Origin of the sequence: Streptomyces sp. NPDC018610 (assembly GCF_044391765.1) — a bacterium.
GTDB lineage: Bacteria > Actinomycetota > Actinomycetes > Streptomycetales > Streptomycetaceae > Streptomyces.
This window is the reverse complement of record NZ_JBISAL010000012.1, coordinates 101,416-119,411: the sequence shown is the minus strand read 5'-3', so window position 1 is coordinate 119,411 and position 17,996 is coordinate 101,416. Positions and strand designations below refer to the sequence as shown.

Sequence of the window (17,996 nt, the reverse complement as noted above, 5' to 3'; positions counted from 1 at the left end):
GGAGGCGGGCGCGGTGAGGGGAGCACGGTGAAGCAGGCGCGGTGAAGCGCGCCGGATCCGCCTCAGAATCCGCCGCCGAAGTCCCCGCCACCCCCGCCACCGCCGCCGAAGTCGCCGCCCCCACCGAAGTCCCCGCCCCCGAAGCCCCCGTCGAAGTCGCCCGGGTCGAAGTCGGCGCCCGAGACGTCGCCGCCGTCGTAGCCGCCGAAGCCCCCGGGATCGCCGTAGGCGCCGAAGTCGCCGTAGCCGGTGCCGTAGTAGGCGCCGTAGGCCGGGGCGGACATCATGCTGCCGAGCAGGGTGCCGACGAGCAGGCCGGGGAGGATGCCGCCGCCGAAGTAGCCGCCGGCCCAGGGGCCGTAGGCGGGGCCCGCGTCCCAGTAGGGGCGGCGGCCCCAGTCGGTGTCGACCTCGCGGACCACCGGGTCGCGGCCGTCGGCCAGGCGGGTGGCGTCGGCGGCGCAGACGGGGACCTCGCGCGGTGCGCCGCCCGCGGGCGTCCAGGTGGCGTCGGTGACCGAGGGGCCGTGGCGGGGGTCGAAGAAGCAGGGCGGGCGGCGTACGGGCAGGGGCCGCCCCTCGCGGCGCGCGGCGAGCTGGGCCAGGCAGAAGCGGCCGTCCTCCAGGGCCTCGGTGACGGGCCGCACGTCCTCGGGTCTGCGGGCCTCGGCCATGGACTGCTTCGCCTGGTCGTAGGCGTTCAGCGCGCGTTCGTAGTCGGCGCGCATGGCGTCGTCCGCGCCGGCCTCCGCCGGGTGGAAGTCGAGGCGGTCCAGTTCCTCGCCGAAGGCGGTGATGTCCTCGTCGACGACGACCCGCAGCCGCTCCAGGGCGGCCCGCTGCTCCGCCGCCTTCCGGTTCCGGCTGCGCCGGACCAGGGCGTACGCGCCGACGCCGCCCGCCACCAGGACCGCGCCGGCGGTGATCAGCGCGGTGCTCGACGCGCCGCCGCGGGCGGAGCCGCCCCAGGAGGCGGGGGCCGAGCCGCGCATGGTGGTGAGGGCCCGGTCCGTGAAGTCGGTGAGCTGGGTCTTCGCGTCCTCGCCCTGGACGCTGGTGACGAGGTTCTGGACGGCGGTGCGGGACAGCACCGCGGAGTCGGCGCGGGCGTCGAAGCGGTCGCCGAGGCGGATGGCGTAGGCGCCGGTGACGCCGGTGGCGGTGCGCAGGTCGCTGAAGAGGTCCTGGGTGGGGTAGCCGGCGGGCAGGACGGCGATGAACAGGGGCTTGTCGGCATCTTCGACGGTGCGGGCCAGCGCGTCCGCGTCGGCGGGCGACAGTTGCGCCCTGGCCGCCGGGTCGACGTAGACGGGGCTCTTGCGCAGCGCCTGGGCGACCGCCGAGACGGAGGTGTCGGCGGCGGCCGGGGAGACACCGGTCGACAGGGCGGCCATGACGGCCACCGCCAGCGCCAGCAGCAGCTGCACGGGAACGCGTGCTCGAGTCACGGCGACGGCCTTCATACTTCGAAATTACCGGAAATTACCCGAAAGGGTGTGCATCGGTTATTCAGGCGGGATGACCGCGAGGGGTGCGGGGTGCCGCCACGCGCCACCACGGAGAGGCGCACCCCCGGGAGACCCGGAGGTGCGCCCGCCCTGGCGTGCGGCTACCCGGTCAGGCCGCCCGGTAGGCCGCCGTCAGCCGTTCCACCGCGGCCCCGTACTCGCCGGTGAGCAGCAGGTGGTCGGCATCGGCGAAGGGCTTCGCCACCGCCGCGCTCATGCCGTCCGCGGCCTTCCGCTGGACGATCAGCCGGGCCTGGGCGACCAGGGCACGGCCCGCCTCATGGGCGTGCGTCCGCTCGGCGAGCGTCGCCGCCGACTCCAGCGCCTTCAGGGTGACCGCGCCGCCCGACGGGACCTTCGTCAGCGTGGTCAGGCCCCAGCCGTAGGGGAACTGCGGGTCGTAGGAGGAGTCGCCGACGTTGATCGGAAGCTGTGCCTCGCTCTTCGGCCAGGTCACCGGGAGCTGCCCGGTGAAGGCCCGCTTGCCGTAGAGCACGTCGGCGACGCCGTCGCCCTCGGTGCCCGGCAGCCAGGAGGCGACCAGGGCGTCGATGTCCCCGAGCCGGTCGCCGATCAGCTGCGGGCGGCCGGAGACGATCAGCACCGCGCACTTCATCGCGGCGCACACCTTGTCCACGGCCGCCTTGTCGGCGGCCGACAGCTCCATGCCGTGGCCGTTGCCGACGTCGCCGACGCCCTCGGCGTACGGCGTCTCGCCGACGACGACCACACCGACGTCGTAGCCCTTCAGCGGCGCGGAGGCGTCCTTGGAGTAGGTGACGTCCCCGCCGGCGTTCCTCATGCCCTGAAGGATCGTCGTGCCCTTGGTGATGTTCCCGGAGGAGCCCTGCCAGGTGATGGTCCAGCCGCCGGTCTGGTTGCCGATGTCGTCGGCGTTCGAACCGGCGACGTAGACCTTCTGGCTCTTCTTCAGCGGGAGCACGTCGCCGGCGTTCTTCAGCAGCACCTGCGACTCGGCGGCGGCCTTGCGGGCGACCGCGCGGTGGCCGGCGGAGCCGATCTTGGAGGCGTTGCCCGTGTCGGCGTACGGGTGCTCGAAGAGGCCGAGCCGGAACTTCTCGGTGAGGATGCGGGAGACGGCGTCGTCGATCCGCTTCTCGCTGATCCGGCCCGCCTTCACCTCGTCGATCAGGGTGGAGGTGAACCGGGCGTAGCTGTAGGGGACCATCATCATGTCGACGCCCGCGTCGACGGACGCGGTGACCTGCTGCGGGTAGGCGCCGGGCAGGGCGTCGAGGGCGTTGTAGTCGCTGATGACGAAGCCGTCGAAGCCCATCCGGTCCTTGAGCACGCCGTTGATCATGTCGCCGCGGGCGTGCATCTTGACCGCGCCCTCGCCGTCGCCGGTGATGTCCAGGGACGAGTAGGACGGCATGACGGTGCCGATCCCGCGGTCCACGGCGCCCTGGTACGGCGCGAGGTGGATGTCCTCCAGTTGCTGCCGGGTGACCTTGGTGACGCCCTGGTCGATGGTGTATGTGCCGGTGGTCGAGGAGCCGTACTCGGTGCCGCCGTCGCCGACGAAGTGCTTGGCGGTGGCGAGCACCTTGTCGGCACGGTCCAGGTCGCTGCCGTCGGCGCGGCCCTGGAGGCCCTGGATCACGGTCTCCATGGACTCCACCAGCGCCGGGTCCTCGCCGAAGGACTCGTAGGAGCGGCCCCAGCGCTCGTCGCGGGTGACGCACAGGCAGGGCGCGAAGTCCCACTGCGGGCCGGAGGCGCGGACCTCGGAGGCGGTGACCGACGCGGCCTGCTCGGCGAGCTTCGCGTCGCGGCTCGCGCCGAGCCCGATGTTGTGCGGCATGATCGTGGCGCCGGACAGGTTGTTGTGGCCGTGGACGGCGTCGACGCCGTAGACCAGCGGGATCTGGAAGCGGGTGGCCCGCGTCTGGAGCTGGAAGCCGTCGATCATCTTCGCCCAGGCCTCGGCCGTGTTGGGCGTCGGCGTGGAGCCGCCGCCGGACAGCAGCGAGCCGAGGGCGTAGGTCCCGATGTCGCCCGGGTCGCTCATCGCGCCGCGCTCGGCCTGGGTCATCTGCCCGGCCTTCTCCGCGAGCGACAGCCGCGGCACCAGGTCGGCGACGCGCTTCTTCACCGGCAGTTTCGCGTCCAGGTACGGCAGTCCGTGGGCGTCGACGACGACCTGCGGCCGCTGCGCGGGGGCCTTGGCGCCGGTGACGGCGAGGTCCAGCGGGATCGTCTCGGCGGCCTCGGCGGGCCTGTCCTTCAGGGTGCGCACCTCGACGGTCCGCGAGGTCCCGGAGGCGGTGCCGGCGGGGAAGGTGAGGGTGCCGGAGACGGGGGTGTAGTCCTTGCCCGCGTCGGCGGTGCCCCCCGCGGTCCGGTAGGCGACCGTCACGGGCTCCTCGATCGGGGCGGAGCCGGTGGTGGCGAGGGTGATCCGCACCTTGGCGGTGGCGCCCTCCTTGACCGGGTAGACGGTCGCGTCGGTGGTGACGGAGGCGCGCAGCGACTGGTCGGCCTTGCCGTACAGCTCCACGCCGTCCATGGCGAAGCGGCCCTTGACGCCGGTGGGCAGGGTGACGGAGTAGCCCCACATCCGGGTCAGGCCCAGCACGTGGTCGATGCCGCCGACCGGTTGGTAGTCCGTGCGATAGGCGAAGTCGGCGAAGGGCAGCTCGATCTGCTTCCAGCCGGTGAAGTCGTCGGTGAAGGAGGTCGTCCACAGCTCGGACGCCTCGCCGTTCGCGCCGCCGTCCTTGATCTCGAACGGGATCTTCCTGCCGTCGTTCCGGCCCTCCCACCACAGGCGGACGCCCTTGTGGGCGGACCAGTCGTGGGCGGGCAGGTCGGCGGCGTAGTCGTGGGTGAAGCCGCCGTACCCGCTGATGTCGTAGGTCCCGGTCAGCACCTTCTCGCCCTCGGGGGCGTCGGAGCGGGCGGAGAGCTGGAGGGCGGGCGGGTCGTCGCTGTCACCGCCCCAGGTGAAGATGCCCTCGGCCGGCTGGCCGGCGAACGGCACCTCACCCTCGAAGCGGTCGACGGGCACGGGGGCGGGGTCGTCGGAGGCGGGGGCCGCCTGCGCGGTGGCGAGCGGCACCAGCGCGGTGAGCAGGGCGGCGGAGGCGAGCAGGGCGGTTCTTCGCATGCACGGACCTTCCCTCGTCTCAGGGACTTCCTGAGGCTCACGATTCACTCATGACTTAGATCAGGGCGTGAGTTAAATGGGGTGGCGGCGATCCGTCAAGACTTCACACCGGAACTGGTACGCGTCTCAACTCCCGGCCCGTTCCGCACCGTTGTCACTTCGGCTTGTGAACGCGCGACCCCTTGACGGGCGGTTGCCGCCGTCATTTACTCACGGCTCGCACGCCTCCCCTCCCCCACCTTCCGAAAGGGCGGCGCACATGAGGAGAAGACCCCTGCGCGCGGTCCGGCTGCTGCTGGCCGGGCTGCTCACCACCGCCGGGCTGACAACCCTGGCCGCTCCGTCCGCGCACGCGGCCGGCGAGCAGGTCACCGCCTGGCTGACCACGACCGACGACAGCGGCGGCCGGCACGTGGTGCGCGGCCTGGAGCCGCAGACGCCGTTCGCCTTCCAGTCCGGGACCGGCGGCGCCGGCGAGAACATCACCGTCGACGAGAACACCCGGTACCAGACGTTCACCGGCGGCGGCGCGTCCTTCACCGACACCGCGGCCTGGCTGATGAACAGCAGCGGGGCGCTCTCCCAGGCGACCCGGGACGCCACCCTGCGCAAGCTGTTCTCCCCCACGGACGGCATCGGGCTGTCGTTCCTGCGCAACCCGATGGGCGCCTCGGACCTGGCCCGCACCGGGTACACCTACGACGACGTGCCGGCCGGGCAGAGCGACGCCTCGCTGGCGAAGTTCTCCCTCGCGCACGACCTCGCGGACGTCGTCCCGCTGACCAGGCAGGCGCTCCAGCTGAACCCGTCCCTGACGGTGATGGCCTCGCCGTGGACCGCGCCGGCCTGGATGAAGGACAGCGGACAGCTCAACGGCGGCTGGCTCAAGGCGGAGGACTACGGGGCCTACGCCTCGTACTTCGTGAAGTACCTCCAGGCGTACAGGGACCAGGGCGTGCCGGTCTCCTACGTCACCGCGCAGAACGAGCCGACCTGCTGCTCGGGCTACCCCTCGATGAGCTGGAACGCGAGCGGCCTGCAGTACTTCCTGAAGAGCGAGCTGCTGCCCAGGCTGCAGGCGGCGGGCCTCAGCACCAAGGTCCTCGCGCTCGACTGGAACTGGGACACGTACGACTCCTACGCCGCGCCCAGCGTCGACGACGCGGCCATCCGCACCCACCCGAACTTCGGCGGGATCGCCTGGCACGGCTACGGCGGCGACGTGACCAAGCAGACCAGTGTGCACAACCAGTACCCCTCGCTGGACGCCTTCGGCACCGAGCACTCCGGCGGCACCTGGATCACCGACCAGCAGCACCAGGACATGTCCGACATCATCGACTACACCCGCAACTGGGCGAAGTCGGTCACCAAGTGGTCGCTGGCCGTGGACCAGAACATGGGCCCGCACAACGGCGGTTGCGGCACCTGCACCGGGCTGGTCACCGTGCACGACGGGGACGGGCGCTCCGGGCAGGTGGACTACACCGTCGAGTACTACGACATGGGGCACCTGACCAAGTTCGTCCGGCCCGGGGCACAGCGCATCGCCTCCACCGCCTCCACGGCCGTGCCGAACGTGGCGTGGCGCAACCCGGACGGCTCCAAGGCCCTGATCGCCTACAACGGCGCGTCGAGCGCGAGGACGGTGACGGTGAACTGGGGCTCCCAGCACGCCACCTACTCGCTGCCCGCGAAGACCTCGGCCACCTTCACCTGGTCCGGCGCCCAGTCCGGCGGCGGCGACCGGACCGGGACGTTCAGCGGGCTCGCGGGCAAGTGCCTGGACGTCGCGGGCGGTTCGAGCGCCGACGGCACGGCGGTGCAGCTCTACGACTGCAACGGCAGCACCGCGCAGCAGTGGACCGTGCGGGGCGACGGGACGGTCCGGGCGCTCGGCAAGTGCCTGGACGTGACGTCCGCTTCGACCTCGAACGGCGCGAAGGTGCAGCTCTACGGCTGCAACGGGACCGGCGCCCAGCAGTGGTCGTACAACGCCTCCACGGGGGATGTGGTGAACACGGCCGCCGACAAGTGCCTGGACGTCACGGACAACTCCTCGGCGAACGGGGCGCGGGCGCAGATCTGGTCGTGCACGGGGGCGGCCAATCAGAAGTGGCGGCTTCAGTAGGAGCCCCGGGAGCGGGGATCGCGGTCCGCGGCACGGGCGGTGGCCCGTGCCGCGCACTCGTGGCCCGTGCCGCGGACCGGCGGCCCGTGCCGCGGACCGGCGGCCCGTGCTGCGGATCGGCGGGGCCCGCGACATGCTGGTGCGTATGACCACACCGCGGGACCTGCTGATCGTCGCCCTGGACGTGCCCGGTACGCGCCCCGTCGAGCAGGGCGACCTGTCGCTGGCCCTGGCCGGGGCCGAGCTGGTCGACCTGCTCGCGGCGGGCCGCGTCTCGCTGGACGGCGACCGTGTCGTGCCGGGGGCCGGGTCGGCCACGGGCGACCGGCCGCTGGACGAGGCGGCGGCCGCGCTGGTCACCGAGGCGCCGTACGAGCCGGTCGAGGAGTGGCTGTGGCGGCGCGGGCGCGGGCTGGCCGCCGCCTACGTCTCCGCGCTGGAGGCGGAGGGGCAGCTCGCGACGCCGCGCCGCCGGCTGATGCCCCGGGGGACCGAGCGGCCGGTGCCGGTGGACGGGACGGCGCGGCGGGCGGCCGGCGACCGCTGGGCCTTCCACGAGCCGGTCCTCGCCGGGCTGGCCGCCGCGCTGGGCATCGAGCCGGAGGGGGCCGGGGAGATCCCCGTCCCCGAGGACGAGGCCGCGGTCACGGTGCTCGCCGCCGTGAACGACGCGGTGACGGAGCTGGAGGCGGTACGGCAGCGGCGGTCGGTCGAGGACGCCGCGTTCCAGAACATCTGGCGCTCGCCCTGAGGAGCGGGGCCCGGCTCGCCCCCGAAGCACAGTCTCGCTCGCCCCGCGGGAGCTCGCCCACTCGTAAGGGGGAGCTCGCCCGGCAAGGGGCCTCCCGCCCGAGGAGCGGCGGCTCCGGTCTCGGGTACGGCGGCCGGCCGCCGTACCCGGGACCCCGCGCGCGGATCAGGCGGCCGGTTCCACCCCGGCGCGCAGCAGGCCGTAGGTGTAGGCGTCCTCCAGGGCCTGCCACGAGGCGGCGATCACGTTCTCGGCCACGCCCAGCGTGGCCCACTCGCCCTTGCCGTCCGAGGTGGAGATCAGGACGCGGGTGGTGGAGGAGGTGCCGTGCTTGCCCTCCAGGATGCGGACCTTGTAGTCCACCAGCTCCAGTGATCCGAGCTGCGGGTAGATCTTCTCCAGGGCGACGCGCAGGGCGCGGTCGAGGGCGTTGACCGGGCCGTTGCCCTCGGCGGTGGCGACGATGCGCTCGCTCTTGGCCCACAGCTTGACGGTGGCCTCGTTGGCGTGGGTGCCGTCGGGGCGGTCCTCGACGATGGCCCGCCAGGACTCGACGTCGAAGTACTTCAGCGGCCTGCCCTCGGCCTCGGCGCGCAGCAGCAGCTCGAAGGAGGCGTCGGCGGCCTCGTAGGTGTAGCCCTTGAGCTCGCGCTCCTTGACCCGCTCGACGACGCGGCCGACCAGCTCGCGGTCGCCGCCGAGGTCGATGCCGAGTTCCTTGCCCTTGAGCTCGATGGAGGCCCGGCCGGCCATGTCGGAGACGAGCATCCGCATGGTGTTGCCGACCTGCTCGGGGTCGATGTGCTGGTACAGGTCGGGGTCGACCTTGATGGCGGAGGCGTGCAGGCCGGCCTTGTGGGCGAAGGCGGAGACGCCGACGTAGGGCTGGTGGGTGGAAGGGGTGAGGTTGACGACCTCGGCGATGGCGTGGGAGATCCGCGTCATCTCGCGCAGCCGTCCCTCGGGCAGCACCTGCTTGCCGTACTTCAGTTCCAGGGCGGCGACGACCGGGAAGAGGTTGGCGTTGCCGACGCGTTCGCCGTAGCCGTTGGCGGTGCACTGGACGTGGGTGGCGCCGGCGTCGACGGCGGCGAGGGTGTTGGCGACGGCGCAGCCGGTGTCGTCCTGGGCGTGGATGCCGAGGCGGGCCCCGGTGTCGGCGAGGACGGTGGCGACGACGGCCTGGATCTGGGCGGGCAGCATGCCGCCGTTGGTGTCGCAGAGGATGACGACGTCCGCGCCGGCCTCGGCGGCGGCCCGGACGACCGACTTGGCGTACTCGGCGTTGGCACGGTAGCCGTCGAAGAAGTGCTCGCAGTCGACGAGGACGCGGCGGCCCTGGGAGCGCAGGTGGGAGACGGTGTCGCGGACCATCTCCAGGTTCTCCTCCAGGGTGGTGCGCAGCGCCAGCTCCACGTGCCGGTCGTGCGACTTGGCCACCAGGGTGATCACCTCGGCGCCGGAGTCCAGGAGCGCCCTGACCTGGGGGTCGTCCGCCGCCTTGGCGCCGGCCCGCCGGGTGGAGCCGAAGGCGACGAGCTGGGCGTGCTGGAAGTCGATCTCCTCGCGGGCGCGGGCGAAGAACTCGGTGTCCCGCGGGTTGGCGCCGGGCCAGCCGCCCTCGATGAAGCCCACGCCGAAGTCGTCGAGGTGCCGAGCGATGGCCAGCTTGTCGGCGACGGTGAGGTTGATGCCCTCGCGCTGGGCGCCGTCGCGCAAGGTGGTGTCGAAGACGTGGAACGAATCGTCCAGCCGGCTGGTTTCGGTCATGTCTCAGGGCTCCTGAAGTGGGATCTCGGTCTTACCGGAATGACCGGCTCCACCGTCCCCCCAATACTCCCTCGCGCCTCGCCCCCGGCTGAAGGTGGGCCAGGAAAACGAAAAACCCCTCGCGGGTGCGAGAGGTCTGCGCGCGGGTCGAGGACGACGGTGGCCGCCCGTACCTGGTCGTACGTGACGGTCACTGCGGACCGGCGCGCCTGCTGCCAATAATCATGGCGAACGAGAGCACGGGGGCATTTTGGCACAGTCCCACCCCCGCACTCCCCGCCGTCTCAGGATGCGGGCGCGGAGCTGGACTCCTCCGCCGCCTTCGCCCGGGTCGGATCGAGGTCCCGCGTCCGCGGCGTGCTCCGCCGGACAGCCCTCAGGGGTTCAGCGACTCGTCCAGGAACTCCCGTACGTGGCCGAGGACCTGCTCGCGGTCCGTGCGCGGCAGGCCGATGGCGACGTGGATGGAGAAGCCGTCGAGGAGGGCGCGCAGCCGGGTGGCGAAGCGGTCGGCGTCGACGGCCTGGAACTCGCCGCGCGAGACGCCCTCGGCGACGAGGGCGGCCAGGTCGCGGTGCCAGGCGCCCTCGATGGCGGCCTGCCGGTCGCGGGCGTCGTCGGCGGCGTTCAGCGAGCGGTTCCAGACCTCCAGCCACAACGTCCAGTGCGGGTCGCGGTGGCCGTCGGGGACGTACAGGTCGACGTAGGCGTCCAGGCGTTCGCGGGCGGGGGCGGCACGGGTCAGCAGCCGTCCGCGTTCGGCCCCGAGCCGGCTCTCGCTCCACTCCAGGGTGCGCAGCAGCAGCTCGTCCTTGGAGCCGAAGTAGTAGAGCAGATGGCCGCTGCTCATGCCGACCTCGCGGCCGAGCGCCGCCATGGTGAGCTTCTCCAGACCGCGTGCGGCGATCATCTCCATGGCGGCGGCGAGGACTTCCTCGCGGGGCGGTGCGGGGGTGCGTCTGCGGGGCGACGGGCTCGCGCTCATACCAGGACCGTCCGTACGGCACCGGGCAGGTAATGCGTCTCGTACGGCCCGGAACAGTCGGCGAACAGCGTCGCCACCCGCGCCCCGCACCCCGGGCACAGCTCGTTCGGCCCCTCCCGGCCGGGCGGGCCGCAGCAGCCGATCTCGGTGGAGGACGGGTCGGGTTCGAGGAACCCGCGGGCGTCGTCGGGGTGGACCACCAGGGTGTCGCGCGGGCCCGCGGACATCAGGCAGCCCGGCCCGTCGGGGTCGAGGACGACCGTGCCGGGGACGGCGGCTCCCATCCACTCCGGATCCGGGTGCGGCACGTACGGCGCTCCGCTGGGCTCGGGATCGACCGCGCAGGTGCCCCGCGGCACGGTCGACGGGGCGTGCCGCGTGCCGTCGGGGCCCTCGCGCCCGTCGCGGCCCGGGCGTTCGGGCAGCACGGGAAGCAGCCGCAGCGGCTCGCTGAGACGGCGGCCGCAGGCCGCGCAGACCAGGACGTTCATCCGTCTGTTCTACCCGACCCCGGTCGTCACCGGGTCTTCGGCTGCTGCTGCGTGATGCAGTGGATGCCTCCGCCGCCCGCGAAGATCGTGCGGGCGTCCACCAGGGTCACCGTCCGCTCGGGGAAGAGACGGCGGAAGATGCCCGCGGCGATCTCGTCGCGGGGGTCGTCGAAGCCGCACAGGACGACGCCGCCGTTGCAGAGGTAGTGGTTGATGTAGGAGTAGTCGGCCCAGTGGCCGTCGGCCTCCAGGGCGGTGGGGGCGGGGACCTCGACGACCTCCAGGGGACGGCCGTGGGCGTCGGTGGCGGCGCGCAGGAGGCCGATGACCTCCTTGGTGACCTCGTGGTCGGGGTGGGCGGGGTCGGGCTGGTGGTGGGCGACGACGACGCCGGGGCGGGCGAAGGCGGCGACGATGTCGACGTGGCCGAGGGTGCCGTAGCCGTAGGGCGGGTAGTCGCCGGTGAGGCCGCGCGGCAGCCAGATCGCCTTCTCGGTGCCGAGGTGGGCGTGGATCTCCGCCTCGACCTGCTCCTTCGTCCAGTGCGGGTTGCGCTCGGGGCCGAGCTGCACGGTCTCGGTCAGCAGAACGGTGCCCTCGCCGTCGACGTGGATCGCGCCGCCCTCGTTGACCAGCTCCGAGGCGTACGTCTTCGCGCCCGCGAGGTCGGCGACGTACGCGCCGATCTTGGAGTCGTGCTCCCAGCGCGCCCAGTCCTGCGCGCCCCAGCCGTTGAACGTCCAGTCGACGGCGGCGAGTTCACCCGAGTCGTTGGTGAGGAAGGTGGGGCCGATGTCGCGCATCCAGGCGTCGTCGAGGTCGCGCTCGACGGTGTCGATGCCGTCGCCGAGCAGCGCGCGGGCGTCGGCCGACTGGCCGGGGCCGCACACCACGGTGACCGGTTCGAAGCGGCGGATCGCGCGGGCCACGGACGCCCAGGCGGCGCGGGAGCCGGCGACGTCCTCGGGGGTGTCGAAGGTCGGGTTGGGGCCCGGCCAGGCCATCCAGGTGCGCTCGTGCGGCGTCCACTCGGCGGGCATGCGGAAGCCGTCGGCGGCGGGGGTGGTCATGTGTGTCGGGTCCTTAGAGGAGCTTCCTTAGAGGAAGTACAGGCGGTTGAGGGAGACGGAGTCGGCGGGCGCGGAGCGCAGCGGGTCGCCGTCGAGGGTGACCAGGCCGGTGCGCTGGTCGACGTCGACCGCTCCGGTGCGGGAGTTGAGCCGCAGGTCGGCGGGGCCGATGCCGCGGGTGTTCCGGACGGCGACCCGGCGCCTGCGGGTGGGCATCGTGTCGTGGCCCTGGTCGAGTGCGGCCTGGGCGACGAAGGCGACCGAGATCTCGGCGGGGGTGGCGCCGTGCGCGCCGAACTGCGGGCCGAGCACCAGGGGTTCGCAGGTGTCGGTGGCCGCGCCCGGGTCGCCGACGACGCCGTACGCCGGGAAACCGGACTTCAGGACCAGCTGCGGCTTGGCGCCGAAGTACTCCGGGCGCCACAGCACGATGTCGGCGAGCTTGCCGACCTCCAGCGAGCCGACCTCGTGCGAGAGTCCGTGCGCGATGGCCGGGTTGATGGTCAGCTTGGCGATGTAGCGCAGCACGCGGGCGTTGTCGTCGCCCTCGCCGTCGCCGTCGATCGGGCCCAGCTCGGCCTTCATCTTGCCGGCCATCGCGAAGGTGCGGCGGACGGTCTCGCCGGCGCGGCCCATGCCCTGCGCGTCGGAGGAGGTGATGCCGATCGCGCCCAGGTCGTGCAGCACGTCCTCGGCGCCCATGGTGCCGGCCCGGATGCGGTCGCGGGCCATCGCGGCGTCGCCGGGCAGGTCCGTCTTCAGGTCGTGGACGGAGACGATCATGCCGTAGTGCTCGGCGACCGCGTCCCGGCCGAAGGGAAGGGTGGGGTTGGTGGAGGAGCCGATGACGTTCGGCACGCCCGCCATCTTCAGCACGTTGGGGACGTGTCCGCCGCCGCAGCCCTCGATGTGGAAGGCGTGGATGGTGCGGCCCTGAAGGACGCGCAGGGTGTCCTCGACCGACAGGCACTCGTTGAGGCCGTCGCTGTGCAGGGCGACCTGGACGTCGTGCTCCTCGGCGACGCGCAGGGCGGTGTCCAGGGCGCGGGTGTGGGCGCCCATGTCCTCGTGCACCTTGAAGCCCGAGGCGCCGCCCTCGGCCAGCGCCTCGATCAGGGGCGCCTCGTCCGAGGACGAACCACGGCCGAGGAAGCCGATGTTGACCGGCCACGCGTCGAAGGCGCCGAACGCGTGCCGGAGCGCCCACGGCGAGTTGACGCCGACCCCCCACACCGGCCCGAACTCCTGGCCGATGATCGTGGTCACGCCGGAGGCGAGCGAGGCCTCCATGATGCGCGGCGACAGCAGGTGGACATGGGTGTCGACGGCGCCGGCGGTGGCGATCATCCCCTCGCCGGAGACGATGGTGGTGCCGGTGCCGACGACGACGTCCACGCCGTCGAGGGTGTCGGGGTTGCCCGCCCGGCCGATCGCGGAGATCCGGCCCTCGCGGATGCCGATGGACACCTTGCGGACGCCCTGCACCGCGTCGATCACGACGACGTTGCTGATCACTACGTCACAGGTCTCGCGGACGGCGGCGGCCTTGAGGTGGAGTCCGTCGCGGGCGGTCTTGCCGAAGCCGGCGAGGAACTCGTCGCCGTACTTCTGGGCGTCGGACTCCACACGGACGACGAGGCCCGAGTCGCCGAGGCGGACACGGTCGCCGGCGCGAGGGCCGTGGGTGGCGGCGTAGGCGTGCGGGTCGACGTGGATCGCCCGGCTCACCTCGCGTCCCTTGGAGCGGCTCATCGGTCGCCTCCTTCCGGTGAGATGCCGAGGTATCCGCAGGCGGCGGCCCGGCGCAGCGCTTCCCGCTTCGCACCCGGCGCGTCCAGCGGCCCGTCGACCAGGCCGGCGAAGCCGATCGCGACGCGCTCGCCGCCGATCGGCACGAGGCCCACCTCGGCGCTCTCCCCGGGCCCGAAGCGCACCGACGAACCGGCGGGCACCGCGAGCCGCATGCCGTAGGCGGCGGAGCGGTCGAAGTCCAGGCGGGGGTTGGCCTCGAAGAAGTGGAAGTGGGAGGTGACGGAGACGGGGACGGCCGCGGTGTTGGTGACCGTGAGGCACACGGCGGGCTCGGGGTCGGCGTGCCGCGGCCCGGGCAGCAGCGCGCCGGGCGCGTCCTCGCCCTGGCCGCCGCCCGCCAGCGGGTCGGTGACGATCGCGAGCCGGGAGCCGTCGTCGAAGACGGCCTCCACATGGACCTCGGTGACCACGTCGGCGACGCCCGGCAGGACGTCGTCGGGGCCGAGCACGGTACGGGCGCGCTCGATCGCCTCGGCGAGGCGGGCGCCGTCGCGGGCGGCCTCGCACACCGTGTCGGCGATCAGGGCGGTGGCCTCCGGCACGTTGAGCCTCAGGCCCCGGGCCCGGCGGGCGCGGGCCAGTTCGGCGGCCCCGAAGAGCAGCAGCCGGTCACGTTCGGTGGGGGTCAGTCGCACGCGTCGGCACCTCCTTGCATCCGTACTTTAGAACACCACTCTAAGTGCGAGATCCTCGGGAGGGGAAGCAGCGCAGGGCAGTATTGGGTATGCCACATCGAGCGCTGCTCTAACTCGCGCGGGCACGGGTCCCGTCTTCGGCGGCCGAGAACGCCGAAGGGCCGCCGCGGACGGAAGTCCGCGGCGGCCCTGACGACCGGCGAAGGTCAGCCGATCTTGTGCATCCAGCCGTGCCGGTCCTCGACGACACCGCGCTGGACGCCCAGCAGGGCCTCGCGCAGGCGCAGGGTGACCTCGCCGGGGGTGCCGTCGCCGTGGGTCCAGGAGTCCGACTTGGTCTTCACGTGGCCGATCGGGGTGACCACGGCGGCGGTGCCGCAGGCGAAGACCTCGGTGAGCGCGCCGGAGGCGGCGTCCGCCCGCCACTGCTCCAGGGTGATCACGCCCTCCTCGGCGGTGAGGCCGAGGTCGCGGGCGACCTGGAGGAGGGAGTCGCGGGTGATGCCTTCGAGGATGGAGCCGCTCAGCTCCGGGGTGACGATCCGGTCGCCGTAGACGAAGGCGACGTTCATGCTGCCGCTCTCCTCGACCTTGGTGCGGGTCACCGCGTCGAGGTAGACGACCTGGTCGCAGCCGTGCGCGGCGGCCTCGGCCTGCGGCAGCAGGGAGGCCGCGTAGTTGCCGCCGGTCTTGGCGTCGCCGGTGCCGCCGGGCACCGCGCGGACGTGGTCCTCGGCGACCCAGATGGTGACCGGCTTCACTCCGCCGGCGAAGTACGCGCCCGACGGGGAGGCGATCAGCATGAACAGGTACTCGTTGGCCGGGTGCACGCCGAGCCCGGTCTCCGAGGCGAACATGAACGGACGCAGGTACAGCGCCTCCTCGCCGCCGTGCGGCGGCACCCAGTCGGCGTCCTGGGCCAGCAGCGCGTCCAGCGCCTCGATGAAAAGCTCCTCCGGCAGCTCGGCCATGGCCATCCGGCGGGCGGAGTTGCGGAACCGGCGGGCGTTGGCCTCCGGACGGAAGACCGCGACCGAGCCGTCGGGCTGACGGTAGGCCTTGAGACCCTCGAAGATCTCCTGGCCGTAGTGAAGGACGTGGCAGGAGGGGTCGATGGAGATCGGGCCGTACGGAACGAGCTGCGCGTCGTGCCAGCCGCGGCCCTCGGTCCACCGGATCGTCACCATGTTGTCGGTGAAGTGGCGGCCGAACCCGGGGCTGGTCAGGATCGCCTCACGCTCGGCGGCGGACAGCGGGTTGGCGGAGGGCTTGAGCTCGATCGTGGGCGTCGTCATGAGTGGATGTCCTTCACCGGTTGTCGTGACGGGCCGCATTCACGCCCGCACGACCGTGACCGGTCAGTGGTTGGACGTCCGAGCATTCCCTCATACCGCGGCTCCGCGTTCGATTATCGCGCGGGGCCGGCGGTGAACGGAATCGGGGTGAGCGGCGACCCGGGGTTTGATGGTGGCACCCGGCGGCGGACGCAGGAAAGCCGCCGGGCGCGGAATGCGACCCGACGGCTTCGCTGTTTCGAGCGGCGGCGGGTCAGCCTGCTACTCGTACGACGAGGGCGTCGCCGATCTCGGAGGTGCTGCGCGCGGGCAGGGCGCCGCGTTCCGCGAGGTCGGCGGAGACGGCGTCCTCGATCCGGGTCGCCTCGGCCTCGTAGCCGAGGTGGCGCAGGAGCAGGGCGACGGAGAGCACCGTGGCGGTGGGGTCGGCCTTGCCCTGGCCGGCGATGTCCGGGGCCGAGCCGTGGACCGGCTCGAACATGGACGGGAACTCGCCGCTCGGGTTGATGTTGCCCGAGGCGGCGACGCCGATGCCGCCGGAGACGGCCGCGGCGAGGTCGGTGATGATGTCGCCGAAGAGGTTGTCGGTGACGATGACGTCGAAGCGCTCGGGCTGGGTGACCAGGTAGATGGTCGCCGCGTCGACGTGGATGTACTCGGTGGTGACCTCGGGGTACTCCTCGGCCACCTTGTTGAAGATGTTCGTCCACAGGTGGCCGGCGAAGGTCAGCACGTTGTTCTTGTGGACCAGAGTGAGCTTCCTGCGCGGGCGGGCCTGGGCGCGGGCGAAGGCGTCGCGCACCACGCGCTCGACGCCGAAGGCCGTGTTGACGGAGACCTCGGTGGCGACCTCGTGCTCGGTGCCCTTGCGGATGGTGCCGCCGTTGCCCGTGTAGGGGCCCTCGGTGCCCTCGCGGACGACCACGAAGTCGATCTCCGGGTCGCCGGCGAGCGGGGTGGCGACGCCGGGCAGCAGCTTGCTCGGGCGCAGGTTGACGTGGTGGTCGAAGGCGAAGCGGAGCTTGAGCAGGAAGCCGCGCTCCAGGACCCCGGAGGGCACCGACGGGTCGCCGATCGCGCCGAGCAGGATCGCGTCGTGCGCCTTGAGGGCGTCCAGGTCGGCGTCGGTGAGCGTCTCACCGGTGGCGTGGTAGCGCCGGGCGCCGAAGTCGAACTCCTTGGTCTCCAGCTTCACGTCCTGCGGGAGGACGGCGGTCAGGACCTTCAGGCCCTCGGCCACGACTTCCTGGCCGATTCCGTCACCGGGGATCACTGCGAGATCGATGCTGCGAGACATGTCGGCACCCTACTCCTCGTCCCGAGAGATGACACACGATGTCCGCCATATGGACACCCGCTGTCGCCCGGCCGGGCGCCGGACCGGGACCGTCCGGCGCCCGTGGGGCGGCTCAGTGTCCGGTCTGGCCGCCGTTGTCGCGGCGGTCGAGGGCGCGCTGGAGGGCGGCGGCGGCGTTCTTGCGGTCGGACTCGCTCGTACGGGAGACGTGGCGGACTCGGCGGCGGACGGTCGTCTCGGCCATGGGGGATCGACTCCTTCGAGGAACACACGGAGTGCGTGGGGCAGGGGGGTTTCGAGACGCCGGAGTGGGCGGGGAGCACGGTGCCGCAGGGGTTGCCTGCACGGGGCCCGGCTCACGACCGCCCTTCGCTGGATCGAGCGTGACGTTCGGCTTCTACAAAGCTATGCGAGGAGCGCGCGGCTGTCTGCACAATTACTCGGACTTCCTACCATCTGAGACGGCGCACCCTGCCGCACCGCTGTGAGCTGGGGTTTCAGCGGAACCCGGTCGGAGGACACCGCCGTAGCCGCCGGTCGGAGCGCTGTTCGGTTCGGCGGGTCGGAGAGTGGTGCGGCCCGGGGCCGTGCGCGTCGGCGGGAGCGGGCCGTACGCGGGGCGGCCTCCGCTCTCCCCGGCCGCCGCGGGCCGCTCCGCGGGCCGGACCCTCATCGTCCACCCGGCTGATCCTCGGCCCGGCAGGCGGCATCCCGGCGCGGCGCGGGAACGGGTGAGGTCATGAACGACACGGCCAAGGCACTTCTGGAGGGCGGTCCTCAGGACCTGCCCGAACGGATCGTCGCGCTCCCGGCGCCGGGCGAGGACGTGAAGATCGAGCTGCGGGGCGGCTACGAGCACTTCCGGCCGACCTCGCGTCACGAGGACACGCCGGAGGGCAGGCTGCCCGTGTACGAGTGGTGGGAGCGGACGGAGATGCCCGGCTAGCGCGTCCGCCGCCCCTGCCCGAGGCGCCACCGCCCGCGGACGCCACCGCCCGCGGGCATGCGAACGGGGCGGGGGCGCGCGGGCCCCGCCCCGCGGGGAGGCCCCGGGGGGCCGCCCACTGGGGGGGGGTGTGTTGGGGGGGGGGGGGCCACGGCAACGTTTTTTGGGGGGGGAG

Annotated in this window: 14 protein-coding genes; 3 read left to right on the top strand and 11 right to left on the bottom strand. The window is 72.6% G+C overall.

Going from position 1 to position 17,996, the window contains the following annotated elements:
• Positions 1–62: 62 nt before the first annotated feature.
• Both ACH5A8_RS28680 and ACH5A8_RS28675 read right to left on the bottom strand, forming a co-directional pair.
• Complete coding sequence (locus ACH5A8_RS28680) at positions 63–1,463, bottom strand: hypothetical protein (protein WP_399006771.1); 1,401 nt, start codon at positions 1,461–1,463, stop codon at positions 63–65.
• Between the two features lie 154 nt (positions 1,464–1,617).
• Entirely contained in the window at positions 1,618–4,638 is a 3,021-nt protein-coding gene (locus tag ACH5A8_RS28675) for a glycoside hydrolase family 3 protein (RefSeq protein WP_399006770.1), read from the bottom strand.
• A 259-nt stretch (positions 4,639–4,897) separates the two neighbouring features.
• On the opposite strand from ACH5A8_RS28675, the gene ACH5A8_RS28670 reads away from it, so the two are divergent.
• Both ACH5A8_RS28670 and ACH5A8_RS28665 read left to right on the top strand, forming a co-directional pair.
• A complete protein-coding gene (locus tag ACH5A8_RS28670; protein WP_399006768.1) occupies positions 4,898–6,769 on the top strand; it encodes a ricin-type beta-trefoil lectin domain protein in 1,872 nt (623 codons plus the stop codon).
• A 145-nt stretch (positions 6,770–6,914) separates the two neighbouring features.
• Positions 6,915–7,520, top strand: coding sequence for a GPP34 family phosphoprotein (locus ACH5A8_RS28665; protein WP_399006766.1), 606 nt, complete (start codon positions 6,915–6,917; stop codon positions 7,518–7,520).
• A 165-nt stretch (positions 7,521–7,685) separates the two neighbouring features.
• Here the strand turns inward: ACH5A8_RS28665 and cimA are convergent, their stop codons facing one another.
• From cimA to ACH5A8_RS28620, 9 genes are all read right to left on the bottom strand, one after another.
• On the bottom strand, positions 7,686–9,290 hold the full coding sequence (cimA, locus tag ACH5A8_RS28660; protein ID WP_399006764.1) for a citramalate synthase: 1,605 nt from the start codon (positions 9,288–9,290) through the stop codon (positions 7,686–7,688).
• 376 nt (positions 9,291–9,666) lie between these two features.
• A complete protein-coding gene (locus tag ACH5A8_RS28655; RefSeq protein ID WP_399006762.1) occupies positions 9,667–10,275 on the bottom strand; it encodes a TetR/AcrR family transcriptional regulator in 609 nt (202 codons plus the stop codon).
• The gene (locus ACH5A8_RS28650) at positions 10,272–10,766 is read right to left on the bottom strand and encodes a hypothetical protein (protein WP_399006760.1); all 495 of its coding nucleotides are present in this window, start codon (positions 10,764–10,766) and stop codon (positions 10,272–10,274) included. The genes ACH5A8_RS28655 and ACH5A8_RS28650 overlap by 4 nt, the downstream gene beginning before the upstream one ends.
• A 26-nt stretch (positions 10,767–10,792) precedes the next feature.
• Positions 10,793–11,836, bottom strand: coding sequence for an agmatine/peptidylarginine deiminase (locus tag ACH5A8_RS28645; protein ID WP_399006758.1), 1,044 nt, complete (start codon positions 11,834–11,836; stop codon positions 10,793–10,795).
• Positions 11,837–11,863: 27 nt separating this feature from the next.
• Entirely contained in the window at positions 11,864–13,588 is a 1,725-nt protein-coding gene (locus ACH5A8_RS28640; protein WP_399006756.1) for an urease subunit alpha, read from the bottom strand.
• Positions 13,585–14,283, bottom strand: a complete 699-nt coding sequence (gene ureA / locus ACH5A8_RS28635) for an urease subunit gamma (protein WP_399006754.1) — start codon at positions 14,281–14,283, stop codon at positions 13,585–13,587. Before ureA ends, ACH5A8_RS28640 begins: the two co-directional genes overlap by 4 nt.
• 206 nt (positions 14,284–14,489) lie before the next feature.
• Positions 14,490–15,578, bottom strand: a complete 1,089-nt coding sequence (locus ACH5A8_RS28630) for a branched-chain amino acid aminotransferase (protein ID WP_399006752.1) — start codon at positions 15,576–15,578, stop codon at positions 14,490–14,492.
• Between the two features lie 253 nt (positions 15,579–15,831).
• Positions 15,832–16,875 (bottom strand): 3-isopropylmalate dehydrogenase, encoded by a 1,044-nt coding sequence (locus ACH5A8_RS28625; RefSeq protein WP_399006750.1) that lies wholly within the window; start codon positions 16,873–16,875, stop codon positions 15,832–15,834.
• Positions 16,876–16,987: 112 nt separating this feature from the next.
• Positions 16,988–17,119, bottom strand: a complete 132-nt coding sequence (locus ACH5A8_RS28620; protein WP_086025501.1) for a hypothetical protein — start codon at positions 17,117–17,119, stop codon at positions 16,988–16,990.
• A gap of 495 nt (positions 17,120–17,614) precedes the next feature.
• Here ACH5A8_RS28620 and ACH5A8_RS28615 point away from each other — a divergent pair, with 495 nt between their 5' ends.
• Positions 17,615–17,821 (top strand): DUF5988 family protein, encoded by a 207-nt coding sequence (locus tag ACH5A8_RS28615; RefSeq protein WP_399006748.1) that lies wholly within the window; start codon positions 17,615–17,617, stop codon positions 17,819–17,821.
• Positions 17,822–17,996: the final 175 nt, after the last annotated feature.